This is a genomic window from Natrinema longum, assembly GCF_017352095.1.
In the GTDB taxonomy this organism is placed as follows: domain Archaea; phylum Halobacteriota; class Halobacteria; order Halobacteriales; family Natrialbaceae; genus Natrinema; species Natrinema longum.
The window spans coordinates 2,532,442-2,551,897 of record NZ_CP071463.1 but is presented as its reverse complement, the minus strand read 5'-3'; the positions used below and the strand labels follow the sequence as shown (position 1 = coordinate 2,551,897).

The 19,456-nt window shown below is 62.2% G+C and carries 20 protein-coding genes; 6 read left to right on the top strand and 14 right to left on the bottom strand.

The genetic code is table 11. The features are described from left to right. Positions 1 to 36: 36 nt before the first annotated feature. From J0X27_RS12595 to J0X27_RS12560, 8 genes are all read right to left on the bottom strand, one after another. The gene (locus tag J0X27_RS12595; RefSeq protein ID WP_207269529.1) at positions 37 to 357 is read right to left on the bottom strand and encodes an AzlD family protein; all 321 of its coding nucleotides are present in this window, start codon (positions 355 to 357) and stop codon (positions 37 to 39) included. After that, positions 347 to 1,141 (bottom strand): AzlC family ABC transporter permease, encoded by a 795-nt coding sequence (locus J0X27_RS12590; RefSeq protein ID WP_207269528.1) that lies wholly within the window; start codon positions 1,139 to 1,141, stop codon positions 347 to 349. The genes J0X27_RS12595 and J0X27_RS12590 overlap by 11 nt, the downstream gene beginning before the upstream one ends. Positions 1,142 to 1,230: 89 nt before the next feature. Continuing rightward, positions 1,231 to 1,440, bottom strand: coding sequence for a hypothetical protein (locus tag J0X27_RS12585; RefSeq protein WP_207269527.1), 210 nt, complete (start codon positions 1,438 to 1,440; stop codon positions 1,231 to 1,233). A 72-nt stretch (positions 1,441 to 1,512) separates the two neighbouring features. Continuing rightward, positions 1,513 to 1,791, bottom strand: coding sequence for a ubiquitin-like small modifier protein 1 (locus J0X27_RS12580; RefSeq protein ID WP_207269526.1), 279 nt, complete (start codon positions 1,789 to 1,791; stop codon positions 1,513 to 1,515). Positions 1,792 to 1,878: 87 nt separating this feature from the next. Continuing rightward, positions 1,879 to 2,229: a hypothetical protein gene (locus J0X27_RS12575; RefSeq protein ID WP_207269525.1), complete on the bottom strand. Its 351-nt coding sequence runs from the start codon at positions 2,227 to 2,229 to the stop codon at positions 1,879 to 1,881. Positions 2,230 to 2,321: 92 nt separating this feature from the next. Further along, positions 2,322 to 2,807 (bottom strand): hypothetical protein, encoded by a 486-nt coding sequence (locus tag J0X27_RS12570; protein ID WP_207269524.1) that lies wholly within the window; start codon positions 2,805 to 2,807, stop codon positions 2,322 to 2,324. Positions 2,808 to 2,971: 164 nt separating this feature from the next. Then, positions 2,972 to 3,358 (bottom strand): DUF7971 family protein, encoded by a 387-nt coding sequence (locus tag J0X27_RS12565; RefSeq protein ID WP_097380320.1) that lies wholly within the window; start codon positions 3,356 to 3,358, stop codon positions 2,972 to 2,974. 50 nt (positions 3,359 to 3,408) lie between these two features. Further along, positions 3,409 to 3,837, bottom strand: a complete 429-nt coding sequence (locus J0X27_RS12560; RefSeq protein ID WP_207269523.1) for a UPF0146 family protein — start codon at positions 3,835 to 3,837, stop codon at positions 3,409 to 3,411. 39 nt (positions 3,838 to 3,876) lie between these two features. On the opposite strand from J0X27_RS12560, the gene J0X27_RS12555 reads away from it, so the two are divergent. Further along, positions 3,877 to 4,398: an archaemetzincin family Zn-dependent metalloprotease gene (locus J0X27_RS12555; protein ID WP_207269522.1), complete on the top strand. Its 522-nt coding sequence runs from the start codon at positions 3,877 to 3,879 to the stop codon at positions 4,396 to 4,398. Positions 4,399 to 4,445: 47 nt separating this feature from the next. Here the strand turns inward: J0X27_RS12555 and J0X27_RS12550 are convergent, their stop codons facing one another. The 6 genes from J0X27_RS12550 to J0X27_RS17950 all read right to left on the bottom strand — a co-directional run bounded on the left by J0X27_RS12550 (position 4,446) and on the right by J0X27_RS17950 (position 12,630). Beyond that, a complete protein-coding gene (locus J0X27_RS12550; protein WP_207269521.1) occupies positions 4,446 to 6,260 on the bottom strand; it encodes a ribosome biogenesis/translation initiation ATPase RLI in 1,815 nt (604 codons plus the stop codon). A 1-nt stretch (position 6,261) separates the two neighbouring features. Next, entirely contained in the window at positions 6,262 to 6,579 is a 318-nt protein-coding gene (locus J0X27_RS12545) for an EMC6-like membrane protein (RefSeq protein WP_207269520.1), read from the bottom strand. Between the two features lie 213 nt (positions 6,580 to 6,792). Further along, a complete protein-coding gene (locus tag J0X27_RS12540; RefSeq protein ID WP_207269519.1) occupies positions 6,793 to 7,872 on the bottom strand; it encodes a bactofilin family protein in 1,080 nt (359 codons plus the stop codon). A gap of 229 nt (positions 7,873 to 8,101) precedes the next feature. Next, positions 8,102 to 8,674: a DUF7344 domain-containing protein gene (locus tag J0X27_RS12535; protein ID WP_207269518.1), complete on the bottom strand. Its 573-nt coding sequence runs from the start codon at positions 8,672 to 8,674 to the stop codon at positions 8,102 to 8,104. A 174-nt stretch (positions 8,675 to 8,848) separates the two neighbouring features. Further along, the gene (locus J0X27_RS12530; protein WP_207269517.1) at positions 8,849 to 9,376 is read right to left on the bottom strand and encodes a hypothetical protein; all 528 of its coding nucleotides are present in this window, start codon (positions 9,374 to 9,376) and stop codon (positions 8,849 to 8,851) included. 155 nt (positions 9,377 to 9,531) lie between these two features. Continuing rightward, a complete protein-coding gene (locus J0X27_RS17950) occupies positions 9,532 to 12,630 on the bottom strand; it encodes a DUF7289 family protein (RefSeq protein WP_425491911.1) in 3,099 nt (1,032 codons plus the stop codon). A gap of 447 nt (positions 12,631 to 13,077) precedes the next feature. Between J0X27_RS17950 and J0X27_RS12520 the strand changes: the two genes are divergently transcribed. From J0X27_RS12520 to J0X27_RS12500, 5 genes are all read left to right on the top strand, one after another. Further along, positions 13,078 to 13,656 carry a hypothetical protein gene (locus J0X27_RS12520; RefSeq protein WP_207269516.1) on the top strand — a complete coding sequence of 193 codons (579 nt, stop codon included), beginning with the start codon at positions 13,078 to 13,080 and terminating at the stop codon, positions 13,654 to 13,656. A gap of 117 nt (positions 13,657 to 13,773) precedes the next feature. After that, a complete protein-coding gene (locus J0X27_RS12515; RefSeq protein ID WP_425491910.1) occupies positions 13,774 to 14,874 on the top strand; it encodes a CARDB domain-containing protein in 1,101 nt (366 codons plus the stop codon). 150 nt (positions 14,875 to 15,024) lie between these two features. After that, the gene (locus J0X27_RS12510; protein ID WP_207269514.1) at positions 15,025 to 16,203 is read left to right on the top strand and encodes a signal peptidase I; all 1,179 of its coding nucleotides are present in this window, start codon (positions 15,025 to 15,027) and stop codon (positions 16,201 to 16,203) included. A 141-nt stretch (positions 16,204 to 16,344) separates the two neighbouring features. Then, positions 16,345 to 17,529 carry a DUF5305 domain-containing protein gene (locus J0X27_RS12505; protein WP_207269513.1) on the top strand — a complete coding sequence of 395 codons (1,185 nt, stop codon included), beginning with the start codon at positions 16,345 to 16,347 and terminating at the stop codon, positions 17,527 to 17,529. Positions 17,530 to 17,679: 150 nt separating this feature from the next. Then, the gene (locus J0X27_RS12500) at positions 17,680 to 19,290 is read left to right on the top strand and encodes a long-chain-fatty-acid--CoA ligase (RefSeq protein ID WP_207269512.1); all 1,611 of its coding nucleotides are present in this window, start codon (positions 17,680 to 17,682) and stop codon (positions 19,288 to 19,290) included. Positions 19,291 to 19,456 lie beyond the last annotated feature (166 nt).

Genomic DNA, 19,456 nt, shown 5'->3' with positions numbered 1-19,456 from the left:
ACGGATAAATTCGCGTTCGTCGGTAATCGGTCGGCCTCACAGTAGCGTCCGAAACAGGACCACGGCCCCGACACCGCCACACAGCGACAGCAGGATGTTCTCCGTTCGCCACATGACGAGCAAGACGACGCCGGCCCCACCCCATTCCGCCGGGCCGCCGCCGGCCAGTTCCGGCCCGAGGATCGCGATCACGATCGCTCCCGGCAGGACCGCCAATCCCGCCTCGAGTCGCTCGCTCACCTCGATCCGGCGGAGGAACCAGAAGCCGCCGACTTTCGTCGCTGCCGTCACGAGTGCCATCGCGAGGATCGCACCGACGATCAGGGGGTCGAGCGCGAGAGCATCCTCACTGATCATAGCGGATCACCTCGACGGCGGCGGCCGCGAAGCCGCCAAGCAGGATGTACCACTGGCCCGGGACGACCGCCGCCGCGACGATGGCGGTCGAAAGCGCGACGAGCCACGGGACGAGCGTCGAGCGCCCCTCCCAGAGTTCGACGGCGAGCGCGACGAAGACCGCCGCGAGGACGAAGTCGATGCCGTATCGAGCCGGATCGCCGATCGCACCCCCGGCAGTCGCTCCGACGATCGTCGACGCGACCCAGAACACCCAGATTGCGATACCGGTCCCGAAGAGGAACCCGCCGCGCCCGCTGCCGGACGTGAGCTCGCGCATCGTCAGCGCCCAGTTCTCGTCGGCCATCAACAGGAGGCTCCCGTAGCTCCGGATCGAAGAGAGTTCGTCGAGCCACGGACCCAGCGCCGCACCCATCAGGGAGTACCGCAGGTTGATCGCGAGCGTCGCGAGGACGATCGTCGCGACGGGGAGCGGGTCCGCCCAGAGCTCGACGGCGACGATCTGGGCGGCACCGGCCAAAACGGTCGCACTCATCAGCGTCGCCTCCGCAACGCTCAGCCCGGCCCTACGAGCGAGCACCCCGAAGGCGACGCCGTACCCGCCGACGCCGAGCGCGATCGGGAGACAGGTGAAGAATCCGGCACGGATCCCGTCCCACTCGAAGGTCACCGCCTCGCGGCCGGCGGCACCCGCCGTTGTCGGACGCTCGCCAGCCTGCTCGTCCGCCGGTTTCCCGGCGCGGCCGCCGTGGCCGCGATCGCCGTCGCTGCCGTCGGTTTCCATCACGTTCGTCTCGAGTCGAACGAGGCCTAAAGCGCTCTCGAAACCGGCGCGGCCGCCACGGACGACGCGACCACCAGCCGACGGGCCGGTCACGCACCGCAAACGAGCAGTGCCAGCGCGATGACTCCCGCACCGAGACCGTACAGTGGACCGCTGACGATCGCGAGGGCGATCGCGAGCACGGCGACCACGATGCCGAGGAAGAGACAGAGCTGCTGGCCCAGCGTCCGGTCGTCGTTGCGGTCGATGAGCACATCGACCCCTAACTCGAGGACGAACTCGACGACTGTATCGAGCATAGTCGCGATTCGTTCCGAATCGATGAAAATACTGGGGAAACTGGCTTTCGTCGCCGCGCTGATTCGGCCGCGTTATCCGCCCGCGACCGGCGGAAACACCGACACGACGTCGCCGGCGTCCAACCGCGTCTCGGCACCTGCCATGTGCACCACGTTTCGGCCGTTTTTCAGTACACTCAGCTGTGGTCGGATCGTGCCGTCCTCGAGCAGTCGCCCCTCGAGGCCCTCGTAGTCGGACTCGAGCGCAGTGAGTACGTCGCCGACGGTGGCGTCGTCGTCGACCGTTCGCGTTCGCTCTTTCTCCCCGACGGCCTCACGGAAGGTCGCGAAAAACCGGAGATCGATTTCCATACGTCACAATCGTGTCCGGACGGCATAAGTCCAAGCGATAACCGGTCGATCAGTCCTGTCGGGGGAGCCCACACAGCGACACCACGCTCACGCCGTCGATGCCGCCGGCGACGACGTATACGTGACCGACTCGACACCGGCCGCGCCCAGCGCGTCGTCGATCGCCGTCGCTCCGATCTCGGTCGCCTCGTCGGTGTCGTCGGCCACGACGGTGACCGTCACGGTAAACTCGAGCGTGATCGTGTACGGGTCAAACGGCGCGGTCGGATGTTCGTACACGTCCGCGTCCGTGATTTCCCAGTCAGTGATTGTCCCGTCGGCAGCGAGTGACTCGAGGGCGTCCGCGAGTGACGTCGTCGCCTCGTCACAGGCGGTCGTGTCGGATCCACCGTGAAGCGTAACGAGTGTCGTCCCCGCACGGGAGACAGTAAACTCCATACACCCCGTACTCAGCCACGGCAGTTGAACGCTTGGGAGGACGGCCATCGGCTGGTGGGCCTCGATCCGAGCGCCGGAACACCGCGGCTGGCTCACTCGATCCAGAACGAAATCCCGCGGTCCGACAGCAGCGACCGCATCCGCTCGACGCCGCCGTGGATGTCCCATCCGTCCTGCGTATAGTGTTTGTAGGGGTGGCGGAGCCACGAGTACTCACGATGGGCGAACACCTCGACAGCCCCGCTGTCGGTCCGAAACAGGGTGACGTGTAGTTGCCACGTCGCCAGCGACGACTCGCGTCGAACCCAACTGCCCGCCGAGAGCCGCCCGTCGTCGTGAACTTTCAGGGCGGCGATCGGTTCTCTCTCGAACGCCATCGACTCGAGGGTCGACCTGACGGCGTCCAGCCCGCGCTTGAGGGTGCCGACGTACTCGTTGGGGTGTTGCCGACAGATCGCGTACCCGCCGAGGGGCTCTTTGATCCGGTGGAGCGCCGGCAGGACGCGACGACGCACGCGCGTCGTCAGATCGAGCGTGCCGGCCTCGGTGGTCGGAGGCCCGTCGGTCGTCGTTGCCACGAACGGATCTCTCGAGTGCGACTACAAAAATGTTTTCCACACATACATGTCACCGGTTAGTAACTCAGGCATCTATCCGGGCTATTGACGGCTACCTGGCGTTATTATGGCTATGTCGGACCATATAGATGGCTTATGAAAACACAGTTGTCGATCGGGAGCCGCTACCGATCCTGCAGTCGGATCCCGTCCTCGACGATTCGTGCGTTTCGCTCCCGATCGAGGTGCTCGCCGAGTTCGTCGTGTTCGTGAATCTGGGCGATCACGTCGGCGTACAGCGTTCGCCACGCGATCGCGTAGATCGGAGACTGTCCCCACGCCCGCAACTCGGGGACGAACGCGTCGTACGTCTCGTAGCGCTCCTCGAACCGTTCGATCACCTCGAGCACCTGCCCGGCTGCCTCGCGCTCGTCGTCGGCCGCCTCGAGGAGTCGGTTGAGCTGGTCTTCCCAGCCCGCGACCGCTTTCTGCATGTCGGCGGCCGCGCTCTCGTCGTCGGCCGGCAGTCGATCGAGAATCGGTTCGGGAACGCCGAGGGAAAGTTCCTCCATACGACCCGGTACGAATCGGACCGGCAAGAAGATGGCCCCGATCGAGCTCGCTACGAGACGCGACTCGGGCCGCGGTCGTCCGAAGGCGCTCGAGCGACGTACAGCGTCCCCTCGTCGACCGTCACCCGTTCGACGGGGACTGCCGGGCTGTCGCCACCGAGCGTCGTAAACAGGAACTCGGCGTCGGCATCGCGCGCCGCCTCGAGTGCCGGTCGATGCAGTTCCGGCGGGAGATTCCGTGCGTAGACGACGTCTGCATCCGCGTAGACCGACGGATCGGGGTCGACGATATCGTCGCGAACGAACGTCACCCCCTCCGGTACCGCTCGATCGTGAACGTCCGTCGCAGTAACCGAGACGCCCCTCGCGGCCAGCGCTCGGGCCAGTTCGGTTCGACGGCCGATCCCGATCTCGACGGCTCGCTCGTAGGCGGAGAGATGCGCAAGTATTGCATCCGGATTCCGGCGAGAGTGGGCCATGGCGGGACGTTTATGCCACCCGCGGCCATAGCCTTTGTCATGCTCGTCGATATCGTGCCGGTCGGCAACGTGCCCGCCGAGGTCAAGCGAGCGGCCTCCACTGCGTTGCGATCGGTCTACGACTGCGACGTGTCGGTCAACGACTCGCAGTCGGTCCCCAACGGAGCCTACGACTCCGACCGGAACCAGTACTCCGCCGAAACGTTCATTCAACTGGCCGAACGGGTCGGCCGTGGCGAAAAGAACATCGCGATCACACCACAGGACCTCTTCTATCGCCGCCGCAACTACGTCTTCGGGCTCGCTTACCTCGACGGCAGCGGCAGCGTCGTCTCTACCTACCGGCTCCAGACCTCCAGCGACGGCGGCTTCTCGAATCAAAGCGCCGCCGACATCTTTCAGGATCGCGTCCGCAAGGAGATCGTCCACGAGATCGGCCACACCTACGGCCTCGAGCACTGCGACAACAACCGCTGTGTGATGAACTTCTCGCCGACGGTCCGCGAGGTCGACATCAAAGAGGAGAACCTCTGTGGGAGCTGTCAGCGGCTGATTAGCTGATCTCCCTTTATCGACTCGAGACCGAACGCAAGCGTCGAGTCGGCGGCTTACGGCGCGTAGTAGTACTCGCCCTCGCTTTTCTGCTGGCGATCCAGCTGCGACTCGGGCTTGTTGATCCGGGGTCGAGAGGTGCGCTCGTCCCGGCGGAACGTGACCTCGAGGTTCGCGAGGAACTCGTTCATGCCGTCGCGCATCTGCTGTGGCTGGCCGGCACGGCCGTGGACGGCGGGTTCGCCGTCGAAGACCATCAGCCGGTCCGCGAGCAGGTCCATCATGTAGATGTCGTGATCGATGACCATCACGGTGGCATCCTGCTGTTCGGCGAAGCGCCGGATCGCCTTCGCGGCCTGGACCCGCTGTTCGACGTCGAGGTGTGCGGAGGGCTCGTCGAGCAGGTAGAGATCCGCCGAATCGGAGAGGCAGGCCGCAATCGCGACCCGCTGGCGTTCACCGCCGGAGAGATCGGAGAGGTTCTGCTCCATGATCCGTTCCAACTGGAGGGGCTGGGCGATCTCGGTGTTCCAGTAGGACGAGCCGAACTGGTCGGTGATCGAGGAGAGGAAGGCGTCGACCCGCATGTGCTGGTCGATGGTGACGTACTGGGGTTTATACGAGATGTTCAGATCGAGATCGGCGTCGCCTTCGTCCGGCCCGAGGTTCCCGGTCAGCAACTTGGCGAAGGTCGACTTCCCGATCCCGTTGGGGCCGACGACGCCCAGGACTTCGTTCTCCCGGATCGTGCCGCCCTCGACCTCGAGGCTGAACTCGCCGTCGCCGTAGCTCTTCGTAAGGTCCGGGTACTCGACGAGCGTGTCGGCGCGGGTCACGCTTCGAGGCGCGTGTTCCTCGAACTCGATCGGGTTGGGCCGGATCCGCATGTTCTCGTTGTCCAGATAGCCCGAGAGGTACTCGTTGATCCCGTTGCGGACGGACTTGGGCGAGGTGATCACACCGTAGGCACCCGGCTCACCGTAGGCAACGTGGAGCGTGTCCGCGAGCAGGTCCAAGATTGCGAGGTCGTGTTCGACGACGAGGACGGACTTGTCTTCCTCTTCGGCGAGTTCGCGGATCAGGCGTGCCGCAGTGACTCGCTGACCGATGTCCAGATACGGTGTCACCTCGTCGAGGAAGTAGAAGTCCGTATCCCGGGCGAGCGTGGCCGCGATGGCTACACGCTGCAACTCTCCACCGGAGAGGTCGTCGATCGACTGCTCCATGACGGGGCCGATCGAGAGCCGCTCGACCAGTTCGTCGAGGGCACCCCGCTCGTCGGTCCGCTCGAGTAGCTGACGGGTGTTGCCGTCGAAACTGTTCGGGATCTGATCGACGTACTGGGGCTTGCGTGCGATCGTGATGTCACCGTCGCGCACGTCGGCGATGTAGTCCTGTAGCTCGGTCCCGCGGTACGCTTCCAGGACCTCGTCCCATCCCGGCGCCGCTTCGTGACGGCCGAGGTTGGGCTCGAGTTCGCCGGCGAGGATCCGGACGGCCGTCGTCTTCCCGATCCCGTTGGGGCCGAGAATACCGGTGACCTGCCCCTCCTGTGGCGCGGGAAGGCCGTACAGCGAGAAGGCGTTCTCGCCGTAGCGGTGGACCGGCTCGTCTTGCAGTTCCTGCGGGAGGTTGATGATCTCGATGGCGTCGAACGGACACTTCTCGACGCAGATACCACAGGTTTCGCCCAGACAGATCTCCTCGGAGATGTGGATCTGCTCGGGTTGGCCTTCCGCGGCCTCCTCGCCGCGAAGCGTGATACACTCTTTCCCCGTGCGATTCGGCGGACAGTAGTTCTTGCACTCGTAGCTACACCGGTCGGGCTGACACCGATCTAGGTCTACGACGGCGATGCTATCGTCGGCCATGTTAGCCCGAGACCTCCGAGGTGAGCAGAATCCCCCACGTCACGAACCACAGTGAGAAGGTCATGAACGCGACGAACAGGTAGTGTTTGGTTCCAAACTCGTCCTCACCGTAAATCCCCGAAGCGTTGATGAGGATATACTGGACGACGATCGCCCCGAAGACGAACGCGAGCGCCTGCGTGTCCTGAGCCGCCGCCTCGGAGACGCCAACCCAGGTCGCGGACGCCAGCGCCGCGCCGACACCCAACAGCGCGGACAACGCCGTCACGCTGACCGAGCGAATGTGCTCACGTCGGTCGCTGATCGATTCGGTCGACATGGAAAGGAATCCGGTGCCGGTGATAAAAAGACGTTCGGGTTGGAGACGTGTTCGACCGAACGAGGACTGATCCGGGACTTCCGGAATCCCCCGACTTTTGCGGAGAGACGTCAGTGTCGGTATCACCGTTCACGACGGTACGTCCGTCGAAACAGGGTTACTCTTCGAATACCGACCGACGTCGAGAGAGGTCTCGAGTCGTTTCGGTTCCGTTCACGGGCAGTTGTCGTCGATCTGTCCCTTGACTTCCGCACCGGTTTCTACCGTGACACAGCCGCCGGCGGTGACGTCACCTTTGACGACCGCGTCTTCTTGGAGCACGACATCCGCGCCGGCGGTGACGTCGTTGTCAATCACGCCTTTCTCTTCGACGGTCACGCTCTCTGCAGCGTCGACACTCCCTTTGACAGTGCTTTCGGCACCCGTCGTTACGCTACCCGTTTCAGCGGTGATATCGTTCTTTACGCTACTCTCGGCGCCAGTCGTTACGTCGCCCCCGGCGTCGATACGCTCGATCGCCTCGACTTTACCGTTGAGGGTGACTTCGCCATCGACGTCGATCGAGCCGTCGATTTTGCTGGCGTCCTCCGCCGTCAAGTCACCACCTGCATCGATATCGCCCGACGTCTCGCCTGCTCTGATGACCACGTCACCGTCGGTCGTGACGTCTTCGCCGTTGCTGGCGATCGCAGGGACCGAGAAGGATGCGCTGTCGCTCCGCCCTTGGTCGTCGGAGTAATACGCGGTCCCACCCTGATCACCAGTGATCTCGAATCCGGTGAGTTCGATTTCGAGCGTCCCACCGACGTTACCCTGTGCCTGGTACGTGATCTCCTGTGTGGCATCGTCGAACCCGAAACTGCGAGCGTCCTGCCCACTGACGAGCGTCGCGCTTGCTCCCGTGTAATCGACGCCCGCGTTCTGTTGTGCGTCACTGAGATCGATCGTCGCGGTATCTTTGTTCCCGAGCGCATCGGCGTTGAATCGGAATCGCTGGGTCGGTCCGTCGGCGTCAACGTCGTCCGCTTCGAAACTCGCCGGCCCAGTTCCACCACCGCCGCCGTTATTGCCGGTACACTGATAGTCGACATCGACAGTTATCGTGGCCTGTTCTACGACGATTCCAGTCGTCGACGCCTCCGTGATGGTCACAGTTATGGGTTGGGTCCCGCTCGAGCCACCACCGTCACACTGAACCGTGAGGTCGGTCGCTGAACCGGCAGCCACCGGCGAATCGAACCCGTTCGCGATCGCGAGGTCCTGGCCCTCATCGACGTTCGTCGTGAGCGTCATGTCTGAACCGAAATTGTTGTGGATTCGAGCCACGGTCGCCGTATCCTGGCGGCCGTCGATAGATTCGCCAACTGATTCGAGACCGACATAGGCGTCCGTACCACTGGCAGTGTTGACAGTTACATCTCGATCCGCTGCGAGCGACGAGAACCCGAACGTCGGACCGGCCATGGTTATCACTCCAACAGTGATCAAACCGACCGCGACGAGCGTCCAGATTCGAGTCACGTTACGGCGGCCGCTCCATCTCCCCGAGTCGCATCCGTCGATTCTGTACCACGTGAACGACAGCGGAGACGGCGAACAGACCAAACACCGCCGTCGCCCACCCCAATTGCGGAACCGTCTCCGTGGGGATCACCTCGAGCCACAGCCCCGCCATCACGACCGAACCGACTGCGGCAAGCCCCAGATAGTAAACGCCCCACGGGATCGAATCGCCGGGCACGATGTCGAGGTAGACATCCAGCTCTGCCGCCTCGTCGGTGAGCTCGATCGTCCGGTCGTCGAACTCGATCACGTCGGCTCGCTCGAGCGTCGGCAGGTGTGTCTGCTGGAGGGACGTATAGACGCGCTTTCGCTCGGCGGACGTAATCTCCGCGACTTCCTTCTCGAGCTCCCAGGCGGCGACGTGTTCGGCGAGATCGCCGAGTGGAACCGGTTCACCCTCGCGTTTGCAGTAGTGGATAGCGTACCGGCGACGCTGGTTGCTCAACAGGTCGAAAATTTCGCCTTCCCGCGACTGATCGTCCTGACCCGTCGCCCCCGCTGTAGCCGGTTTGCTCTCGCTGGTTGTCGCCATCCCCCTGTACAGTGTGAATATCGGTGTCGTTGATACATAACACTTGTTGCCGACCAGGGTCCCATTTGGACATCGTTCACAACGATCAGCGTCCGCTTCTGGAGAGAGGCCGACTCGGCTCCGGAACGCTCACGCTCGGTTTTCGAAGCGAGAATCGGGTCCCCGACGAGATGGTCACTCACATTGGACGGGAATCTCCCGCTCGAGTTCGACAGTAATCGATCCATCGCTGGTCTCGAGATCCATCGTGAGATCCGTACTGCTACTTCGCTGATCGAATCGGAAGAAGCCGACCGCCGTTGCGTCACACCGAAGCGTCCCTTCGACGACGTATTCGTCGTTGCTCGTCCGAATATCGGACGCTTCGAGGGACGGATAGTCGGTCGCCCCCGCCGACATCTCGAGTCCTGCATCCGTCACCTCGAGGCCGGACGACGGTGTGTGATCGGTAATCGTGACGAGTTCGACGTCGGTATACTCATACTCGTAATTGCAGAACAGACAGTCGGCTACCAGACTCCCGTCTTCTTTGACCAGACTGATCGGTTCGTTTTCGATTCCGACGAGTGCATGTTCGTCAGGTGCGGTCTCGATGCTGGCCCCGCGGTCGGCACTCGTCATGTCGAATGCGCCGCTCGGTGCGGCGAGCACGAGCCCGCCGACGATGATCAGTCCGAGGCTGAGAGCTGTGAGCGATCGCATAACGTATCGTGGTCTGGAGTCGCTTGGATTCCGTTTCGGTGGGTTCTGTTCGGTTTCGTTGACGGTGGTCCTAGATACATCGAGCCCCGTCGCTACAGAGCCACAGCGGTAGGCCCCGTCTCAATCGAAGACGAGGGGCGGTCACAACGCTGCCGTCAGCCGATCACGATGTGATCAGCGTCGACATCGACGCCGGTGTCACCCGTCATGCCGCCCGTCACGTCGTTGTCGGACGTCCCGGTTCCGACATCGGGTCCTGCGCCTTCGTCGGCGTCTCCCTCGAGGCTCGGATCGACTTCGTCGGGCCCGTCGCCTGTCTTGCTACCGTCACCAGTGTCGACATCGGTCGAGTCGCCGCCACCGGGCATGATCGTGATACTGGGCGTTCCGGGATCGACACCCGCACGTTCGACCTGCACGTACACGATCAGATCGTTGAAGTCCGGGTCGTTGGTTGCATCGGGGTTTTCGTTGTAGGCTTCGACTGCGTCGTCCCAGAGCGCGTCGATGTCATCGTCGTCACACCCTCGCCCGCAGTTGGCCGTGTTTTCGAAGAGGAACACGAACTCGCCAGGTCCGAGATCGAGTTCGTCCTCGTTTTTCACCAGGCCTCGCTCCTCGAGGACCTCGGTGGCACTGATCTGTTGGTCCGCGCCCGCAGGAAGCGCCGGAATCGTATTGTTCTCCGCGCTTCGAACGCGGACGTTCTGCAGGTTCTGACCCTGTGATGCGTCGATCGGACCGAATACGGAGGTCGTCGGGACGTTGTTACACCATTCGAGCGATCGGTCCTCGGGATCCGAGTAGTGTGGTAACTCGTCGGGGTCCGTGCTTCGGTCGTCGCACGACCTGTATCTGGTATTTCGGAGGGTGAGTTCCGTCTCGCTCTCGACCGTGAAGTTGTACGTGTAACTGTCACCAGTCTTGTCCTGCCACGTCGGCCCGGTATTGATGTTATCGCCGCCGCTGGGGTTTTCGAAGGAGTGTTCCGTCCCGCCGTTCGCGACCACGTCGAGGGTCATCGGTGAGAGTATATGAACGTACTCGTAACCGTACCAGGGATTCCCGCGTCTGGTGTTACCGGAGACCTGTGAGCCAACGACATCGACGCTCACGTTCGCGTCGTCGACCTCACCCAGACCGACCCGGCCGGGATCGATCCCAGCATCAACGGTGAAGTTCGTCGTTTTAACTCCGTCCTCAGTCTGAATCGTTGCCTGGTACTCTCCATCGAGGAGTTTGGTCCCATTGAAACCCATCTCGATGGTGTCCGACTCGCCGAACGACCGGTTGACTGCTCCTTCGAAGATCCGTCCGTACGGACTTTCGTCCTCGAGCTCGGCCGGCATCTCGTCGAGATATTCGAGATCGAGCGTGACGGTCTGTGAGCCGGACTCGACGCCGGTGTTTTCCAGATCGGCCGTGACGGTGACGTTCTCATCGACCGTGACGTTCTCGTTCGACAGCTCGAAGTTCGTCCCCGGCTTGCCGACGTAGAACGATCCCGGCTCGCTCAAGCCTTCCTCGCCGGCCGTGACGTTGTACTCGTAGACCGTCCCGGCCTCGAGATCGTGCTCGGTCGGATCGACGGTAAACGAGACCGTCTCTCTTTCGCCGCTCTCGAGCGTCGTCGGCTCGGACATGGTGACGTCGGCGTTCGGAATCGTCAACGCGACGTCTCGTGACTGCTCGTCGGCGTACGTGTTTTCGACGACGGCTTCGACGGTGAACGGTTCCTCGTCGGTGACGATCTGATCGTCCCCGACGCCGTTGTCCTCAACGACGGTGAACGCGTTTTTTGCCTCTCCGGTGGCTTCACCAACGATGGTCCCGGTTGCAGTGTCGTCACCGGTCCCGACTTCGAACTCGTTTGGCTCGTAGGGCAGTGCAGTTTTGTTGACCGTCCAGTTGACCGTCCCGGTCGCCCCGTAGTCGAGGGTCAACTCCTCGCTTGCAGAGACGTTGTACTCATCGAAGTCGATGGTCACGGTCCGGTCGCCTTCGTCGACGCCGATGTTCGTGATCTCGGCGCTAATAGTCGCGTTGTCGCCGTCGGCTGGCGTCGTTTCGATGTCGTTGACAGTGAAGTTCGACCCTGATTCACCGAGGTAGAACTCCCCAGGATCATCGAGCGTATCGTCGATATCACCGGACTCATCGAGTGTTTGGATCGTGTAGTGGTACGTCTCACCGGGCGAGAGGTCATCCTCGTAGTCCTTCGAATCGATTTTGACCGACCTCTCTTTCTCTTTGTTGCCGGGAACAGCCCCACTGCCGCCACTGGCACTGTTGTCCGAGACGACTGTCCCACCATCGACCGCGACGCGCATCGTTGGTGCCGAAACCCTTTCACTTCCGGTGTTGTTCAGCGTCGCCTGGAAGTGCAACTTGTCTCCGAATTCGACCGGCTGAGTGTTCCCACTCGTGTGTTTGAGTCCGTTGTCGGACTCCACCAGCAGTGATGCGCTATCGACCGGCGTCCTGACGTTCTCGATTTGCACTTCGACGTCTTCGGTGGCTGGCTTGTGGGTTACGGACACCTCGCTGTACTCATCCGCACCGACTGCGTCCTCGAGATACGCCGCCCATCCCTCGTGGTACGTACTGTTTTCGATGCTGAACTCGATCGAGGTCGCGTCACTGCAGGCTCTGGCACGAGTGTCGATCGTCTCGGTTAGCTCCGACGACCGGCTGTGATTCGCTTTCGCAACCGTGTCGCTCGCTCCGAAATCACCCTCCTCGAGTTCCAGGATCTGGAGCTGTAACGAATCGCCGTCGTAGCCGATTTCGGGCTCCGAGACGGTGCTGACACCCCGATCGGTTTGCTCCCAGATGCCACCACCCTGATGGGCGATCGTCCGATCGTCGAGTTCGAACTCGAGTGCGCGGAGTTCGCCCTCGACGGGGGCACAACTACGACTCCCGCTCGAGGCATTATACCACGTGACAGTAATATTCCCGTCGTCCGTAATCGTCGGTTCGTTCCCCCGCATCTCGTCGATCGGCAGCGGCTGATCCGTTCCCGTCGTTGCGACGGTCGTTATTCTGTGATCGGTTTCCCTGACGAACTGCTGGGTCTGTTCGTTGTTAGCTTCCGATTGGATCGCATCGAACATCGCCGAGCCGGCGACGAAGACGAGCATCGCACCCATGATCACGAGCGCAAACAGCAGTACGATTCCGATAAGCGGACTCGAGCCACGGTTCCCTGAGCCCACCCGCTGGGAACCATCCGGGTTTCTTTCTCCCACCATTTCTGAGTCTCTTACTCAGTTACGCCCCTTCTACTATAAAAATACGCATCGTCGTTGGCATATCGTAAGCCCGAGAGCGGGTTACAAGTACGTCCTGATCGAGGTCGGACGGCATCAATCAGTCGTCGAACGTCCGAAATGAACGGTTCTGGGTCGTGTTCCCGGTAGACTCGAGCGAAGCGAACGCTTCCGAGTGTGAGCGTGGGGCCTCGAGAGCGATGACTAGCCACGCCACATTCGGGACTGATTGTGCTGTTTCAGGCGGTACTTGCGCCCTTCGAGTAGCAGGTGGCTGCGTTCAGGACGGCCTTGAACGATCGTATGGCCGGTCTTTCGCCCGTTCTGGTCACTCAATACAAAGGGGGTAGCGTCTGTGGGTGAGAGTAGGAACTGCGTTCTGGCACCCGCGGTGGTGTTGGGCGCGGTACGCATACCATAACCATGAGAATGAATCGACGCAACGTGTTAGTTGGACTGGGAGCGATTGTCGCAAGTGGCGGGGCTGCACTCGGAACGGGTGCATTTTCAACCGTCGAGGCGAATCGGACAGTCGAGGTTACGACAGCAGGTGACGCGAACGCGTTCATCGGGTTAGAACCAGGCACCAGTATCAATACAGGTGCGGTATCGGCTGAGAATGGAACGCTCGAGATAGATCTGGGGTCCGATTTCGGTCAAACGAGCGGGTCTGGCGGCGTCAATTATAACGCAACGACGTCTATCGGCGCGGGTGACAGTGGCGGCGTTTCAACGGCTGCGTTCACCATTACGAACAACGGTGATTCACCGGCAGATATTAGCGTGAGCGTTACTGGTGATAATCCTAGCTACCTGCACCTCTATGCCGAAAATACGAACAGTAGTACTACTGTAGATCTCACGTCCGGAACCAGTATTTCTCTTGCAGCTGGGAACTCCCTCGACGTAGCAGTTGTTGTTGATTTGACCGGAGTCGATCAGGGCGACTGGACTTCGGGTGAGAATATTGCGAGCGAAATCACGATTACTGCCGATACAACCGCATAAGCGAACGGTACTGATTCAATAACCACTGCCCATTGAGGTGGGAGCGCTCTATCGCACCAAATGCCATCTCCGAAAACCATATCTATCATTTCGATTTTATTCGTAGTTTCTTTAACGATGGCAACCGGTGCAGCCACGATGGATGGCGATCACGCAAGTGACGGCGTCTCGTTGGAGTCGACGAGCAAGTACGCCACTGCCGACAACGAACTCGAACTCGATTTGAAACAGCTCAACGACGAGGCAGTCACACGTGCGGACGATGCGTTCTCGATCACCGTCACCGACGATGCCGTCGAACGGGTCTGGATCGACCACGACGTGCCCGGACTCACGTTCTACCGGGGAGACCAACCGACAGCAACGGTCTCCGAATCGAGTCCCCTCGAGCCCGCGGCCGGAGACACCGCGAGTATCGGCGTCGCGGTCGATACCCACGTCGCACAACCGGGGACCGAGACGTTCACGGTCACGGTGGAGTACGCGGACAACGAAACCGAATCGGGGCAGTCCGCAGGTGGCTCAGGCGGATCGGGTTCCTCGACAGCAGCGTCCATCGAGCCCTCGAGTTTCAACGTCTCACCGACGACAGTTTCGGCCGGAGAGACGGTAACCGCGACGGCGACGTATCGGAACGTCGGCGACGCCGCCGAATCGATGACGACGAGTCTGACCGTCGACGGGACGGTCGTCGACCAGCGGACGATCACGATCGCGCCCGGCGAGACCGGAACCGTCTCGTTCGAGCGACCGATGGAGTGGACCGGGGCGTACGATATCGGCATCCAGGGTGCTGGAAGCGCGTCGGTAACTGTCGAGGGGCCGCCGGTCGAGGTCGTCGACGCCACCGTCGTCGACCCCGACATTACGGTCGGTGAGTCGACGACGATCGAGGCGACTGTCAGCAACCCCACGAACGAGCGGGTGACGCGGACGCTCGAGTTGGCAATCGACGGAATCGTCGTCGACACCCGGGCCGTTTCGGTCCCGGCGAACGAGAACCGAACCGTGTCCTTCGAGCGGCAGTTCGACGAATCGGGGACGTACGAGACTGCCGTCAGTGGCGAGACCGCGGGTCCGGTAACCGTCGAGCGGGCTGCGTTCTCGATTCGAGATCGCGAGCTCTCGCCGGAAACCGCAGCGGCGCTTGCACCCCCCGCGACGGCGGGGCTGTTGTTCCTAGCGATCGCCGCCAACCGCCGGTGGGCGTTCCTGTAGTCGCTGACCCGATGGTGTCACCGCGCCCCGATCAAACCGTCATCGTATGAGACCACTCGACTCCCGACTCTCGCGACATTTATACTACTGGACGGATAACGTATCCTACTCGAATCGTCACCGAACCATGACACTCTCTGGTAGTGACTGATGGCTGCTGGTACGCTCGTACAGCGGGGCCTCGGACTCGTACTCGTCCTGGCCGTCCTCCTGTTAGTGGTCGGTCAGTTGCTCGGGCAGCCCATCCTGCTGGGGTACGTCGCGACCGGCAGTATGGAGCCGACGATGGACGCCGGCGACGGCTTCGTCGCGATTCCCAGTCTCGTTGCCGGCGACGTCGAGGAGGGAGACGTCGTCGTCTATCAGGCACGAGAACTCCACGACGGCGGGCTGACGACCCACCGCGTCGTCGGTGAGACCGATGAAGGGTACGTGACGAAAGGTGACGCCAACCCGTTTACCGATCAGGACGGCGACGAACCCCACGTCACCGAGGGCCAGGTCGTCGCCGAAGTCTTGCAGGTGAACGGAGACGTGGTAACGATCCCGTATCTGGGGACCGTCGTCATGGGTGTCCAGGGAGTCGCGGCATCGGTCGCCGGCACGGTCGCGTCGGTGTTCGGACTGGCGACGATGTCGACGAACGGACTTGGTGCCCTCATGGTCGCGATCGGGGTCGCCTTGCTCGGCTTTGGGACCGTCTTCGATCGGCTCGGTCCGGACCGGCGCGAGACGCGGCGCTCGCGGTCGCGCGAGAACGTGATCGCGTTCTGGACCGCGCTGGGACTCGTCTTGCTCGTGTTCGTCACGTTCGCAACCGCGGCGATGGTCGTCCCGTCGGGGACGACCGAGTACGAGCTCGTGAGCAGCGAGTCACCCGACGAGAACCCACAGATCGTCGCACCCGGCGAAACCGCGGAGCTTACCCGGACCGTCGACAACGCCGGCTATCTTCCCGTCGTCGTCGTCCACGAGCCCCAAAGCGGTCGGATCAGCGCCGATCCAACACACCAGACGATCGGTATTCGGGGGAGTGGAGAAACGACGGTGTCGCTGTCCGCCCCTGATCGGACCGGCCAGTACACACGTCACCTCGGTGAGTATCGCTATCTAGCCGTGTTGCCACCCGCCGTCCTGATCTGGCTTCACGGAGTCCACCCGCTTGCTGCCATCGCGGCGGTAAACGGCGTTATCGTCGCCGTTTCGGTCATGATCGTCCTCCTGGTGTTTGGCAGTGGCGACATTCGGTTTCGGTCCGCGGGCGGTCACGTCCCGCTGTCGACCAGACTCGAGCGAAAGCTTCGAAAGTGGCTCCGGGACCGGGAATAGCCGGCCGGGGCCACTACCCTTATCACGGTCGATTTCTTCCACTGAGACATGAACTGTCCCAACGACCGACCAGTTCGGAAGCGAACGGGTTGGCTAACCGGTGTGGTCGGTCGGGAGGTTTCCCGTGGGGGATGAACACGGATGATCGATAATCCCCGCCTCGAGTTGCTACTCGCCAAACAGGGACGGGCGATCGCGATCGCGTTGGTCGTCGTCGGCATCCTGGCGATCGGAGCGACCGGCTGGGCCGTCGCGAACCCGGAAACGACGACGACCCCCCAGTTCGACGAGGAACGCGTCTCGACCGAGGGACAAACCAGCGCGATCGTCGTCCAGGATGGACCGCTCTGGTCCGACGGTGACGAACTCACCGACAGCTCGGTCTACTTCTTGAACACGACGCCGGAACTGACGGTCGAGCCCGAGACGACGCTGCGAAACGAAACTGGTGGGGCCGCGATCGAGGATGCGAACGTCACCCACGAACTCACCCTGCGTTTCGATGCGGTTCGCGATGGGGCGGTGTTCTGGAACGAGAGCCACCAACTGCTCCGTGAGTCGCCGTCGGTCGAAAACGGGGTCGCAACGTCGGAGACGACGCTCGATATCGAGTCCTACCGGCAGCGACAGCGCCAGCTCCAGCGGGAGGTCAGCGGCGTCGGGACGGTCGAACTGACGTTGGAACTCCGTGTCGAGTACGACACGGGACGCCACCAGGGGACGCTGACGACCACGACGCCGGTAGCGATTACCGAGGACGCCTATTGGCTGGAAGAATCCCTCTCGGACTCCGCGTCCCACAGCCATCGGAGCGGCACGATCCGGACGACCGAGTCCCGCAGTCCGGCGCTGATCGGCGGGCTATCGGTGCTCGGGACGCTCTCGTTGGTCGCTGGGGCGATCGTCGCTCGCCGGTCGCCAACCGATATCGAAGCCGCGCGACGTGCAGTGCACGAACAGCGCTACGCCGAGTGGATCTCGCGGGGATCGATCCCGATGTGGATCGGCGACTATCACGTCTCGCTGGATACGCTCGAGGACGTCGTCGACGTCGCCATCGATACCAACGAGCGCGTCGTCCACGACCACCAGCGGGGGCTGTTCGCGGTCGTCAGCGACGGGGTCGTCTACTACTACAGCGACCGCGGCCTCTGGGAGGAGACCGCGTGGCCGGAGATGGACCTCCAGGACCAGTCGGCCGTCGTCGACGCCGACGGAGAACTCCCGACCGGTGATGTCTCCGAACTCGACGGAATCGACGAATTCGCGGACGCCGACGATCCCGACGGCTTCGAAGACGACGAGGAAGTCTGGGAACAGCTGTAGCGGGTGGGATCTCGATGACGTCACCACTGCTCGTGGGGCATCCGTGTCTGCGAAATTAGACAGTATTAATTATAATATTTCAAACACGCTTCTTGCCTGATTGATCATAAACGAAATCCCTATACGATCGATCTGCAAAAATTTCGGTGTATGGAGACGCCACTCATTGTCACGGATTTCCTCGAGCAGGCACGGGCTCATTACGGGGACGAGGAAGCGATCGTGGGGACCGACGGCGACCGGTTCACCTACGCGGAGTTCGGCGACCGGGTCGACCGCTTCGCAGCGGCGCTACAGGAGCGTGGGATCGAGAAGGGCGATCGGGTCGCCGTTCTCGATCCGAACACGCACTACCACCTCGAGGCGGCGTTTGGCGCGATGCAACTCGGGGCGGTCCACACGCCGTTGAACTACCGACTCGAACCGGACGACTACGAGTACATCCTGTCGGACGCGGGCGTCGACGTGGTTTTCGCCGACTACGAGTACGCAGCGAAGATCGAAGCGATCCGCGACGACGTGCCGACGGAGACGTTCGTAACGAACGATGCCGACGCTGTCGAGGGCGAGTGGGAGGAGTTCGATGCACTCGTTTCGGCTGCCGGCACTGAGTTCGACCGCCCCGAGATGAGCGAGGACGAGATCATCACGATCAACTACACTTCGGGGACGACGGGCGATCCGAAAGGGGTCTGTCGTACGCATCGGACCGAGACGCTCCATGCGTACCTGATGTCGATCTACCACGAGATCACCGACGACGACACCTACCTGTGGACGCTGCCGATGTTCCACGTCAACGGCTGGGGACACATCTACGCAGTGACCGGGATGGGGGCGACTCACGTCTGCACGCGCGGGGTCAACGCCGACGAGGTCGTCTCGTCGATCCGCGAGGAGGACGTGTCGTTCCTCTGTGCGGCTCCGGCAGTGCTCAATCAACTGATCGACTACTACGAGGACGAGGGCGAGCCCGCGATGATGGGCGAGAAGCAAGTTCGCGTGACGACCGCCGGCAGCGCGCCGCCGGAGGCGACCATCCGGGCCGTCGAGGATCGGTTCGGCTGGTATCTGAAACACCTCTACGGGGCGACGGAAACGGGTCCGCTGATCACGATCTCCGACGCGAAGCGGCTCATGACCGACGACAACCGCTTCGAGATCAAGAAGCGCCAAGGGATGGGCGTCCTCGGCACCGACGTCCGCGTCGTCGACGAGGACGGCGAGGACGTTCCACGCGACGATGCGACGCTGGGCGAAGTCGTCGTCCGTGGCAACCAGATCATGGATCGCTACTGGAACAAGCCCGAAGCGACCGAAGAGGCGTTCAACGATCGCGTCGAGGGCTATTACCACACCGGCGATCTCGCGACCGTCGACGAGAACGGCATGATCGCGATCCGGGACCGCAAGAAAGACATCATCATTTCTGGCGGGGAGAACATCTCGAGCATCGAACTCGAGGACACCTTGTTCGACCACGAGGCGGTGGCGGATGCGGCAGTGATTCCGGCCCCGAGCGAGCAGTGGGGCGAGACGCCGAAGGCCTTCGTCGTGCCGTCGAACGGCGATCCGACCGATCCGCCGGTGTCGGCCGACGAACTGACCGAGTTCACTCGCGAACAACTGGCGAGTTACAAGGTCGTTCGCCGGATCGAATACGTCGCGGAACTCCCCAAGACCGCGACCGGGAAGACCCAGAAGTACGAACTGCGCCAGGAGGAGTGGGCCGACGAAGACCGGATGATCGGCGAGGGATAGTCCCTCCCGAACCGTACGAGAGCCGGTTTTTCCGCCACGGATCGAACTCACGGAGACGGATGGATACGTCCGACTGACTCTCGGTGCGTTCGACCGGTTGCTTCGGATCGGTCACAACACCCAGATTCGGTTCCTCGACATCTCAACGATCACTTTACTGGCGTAA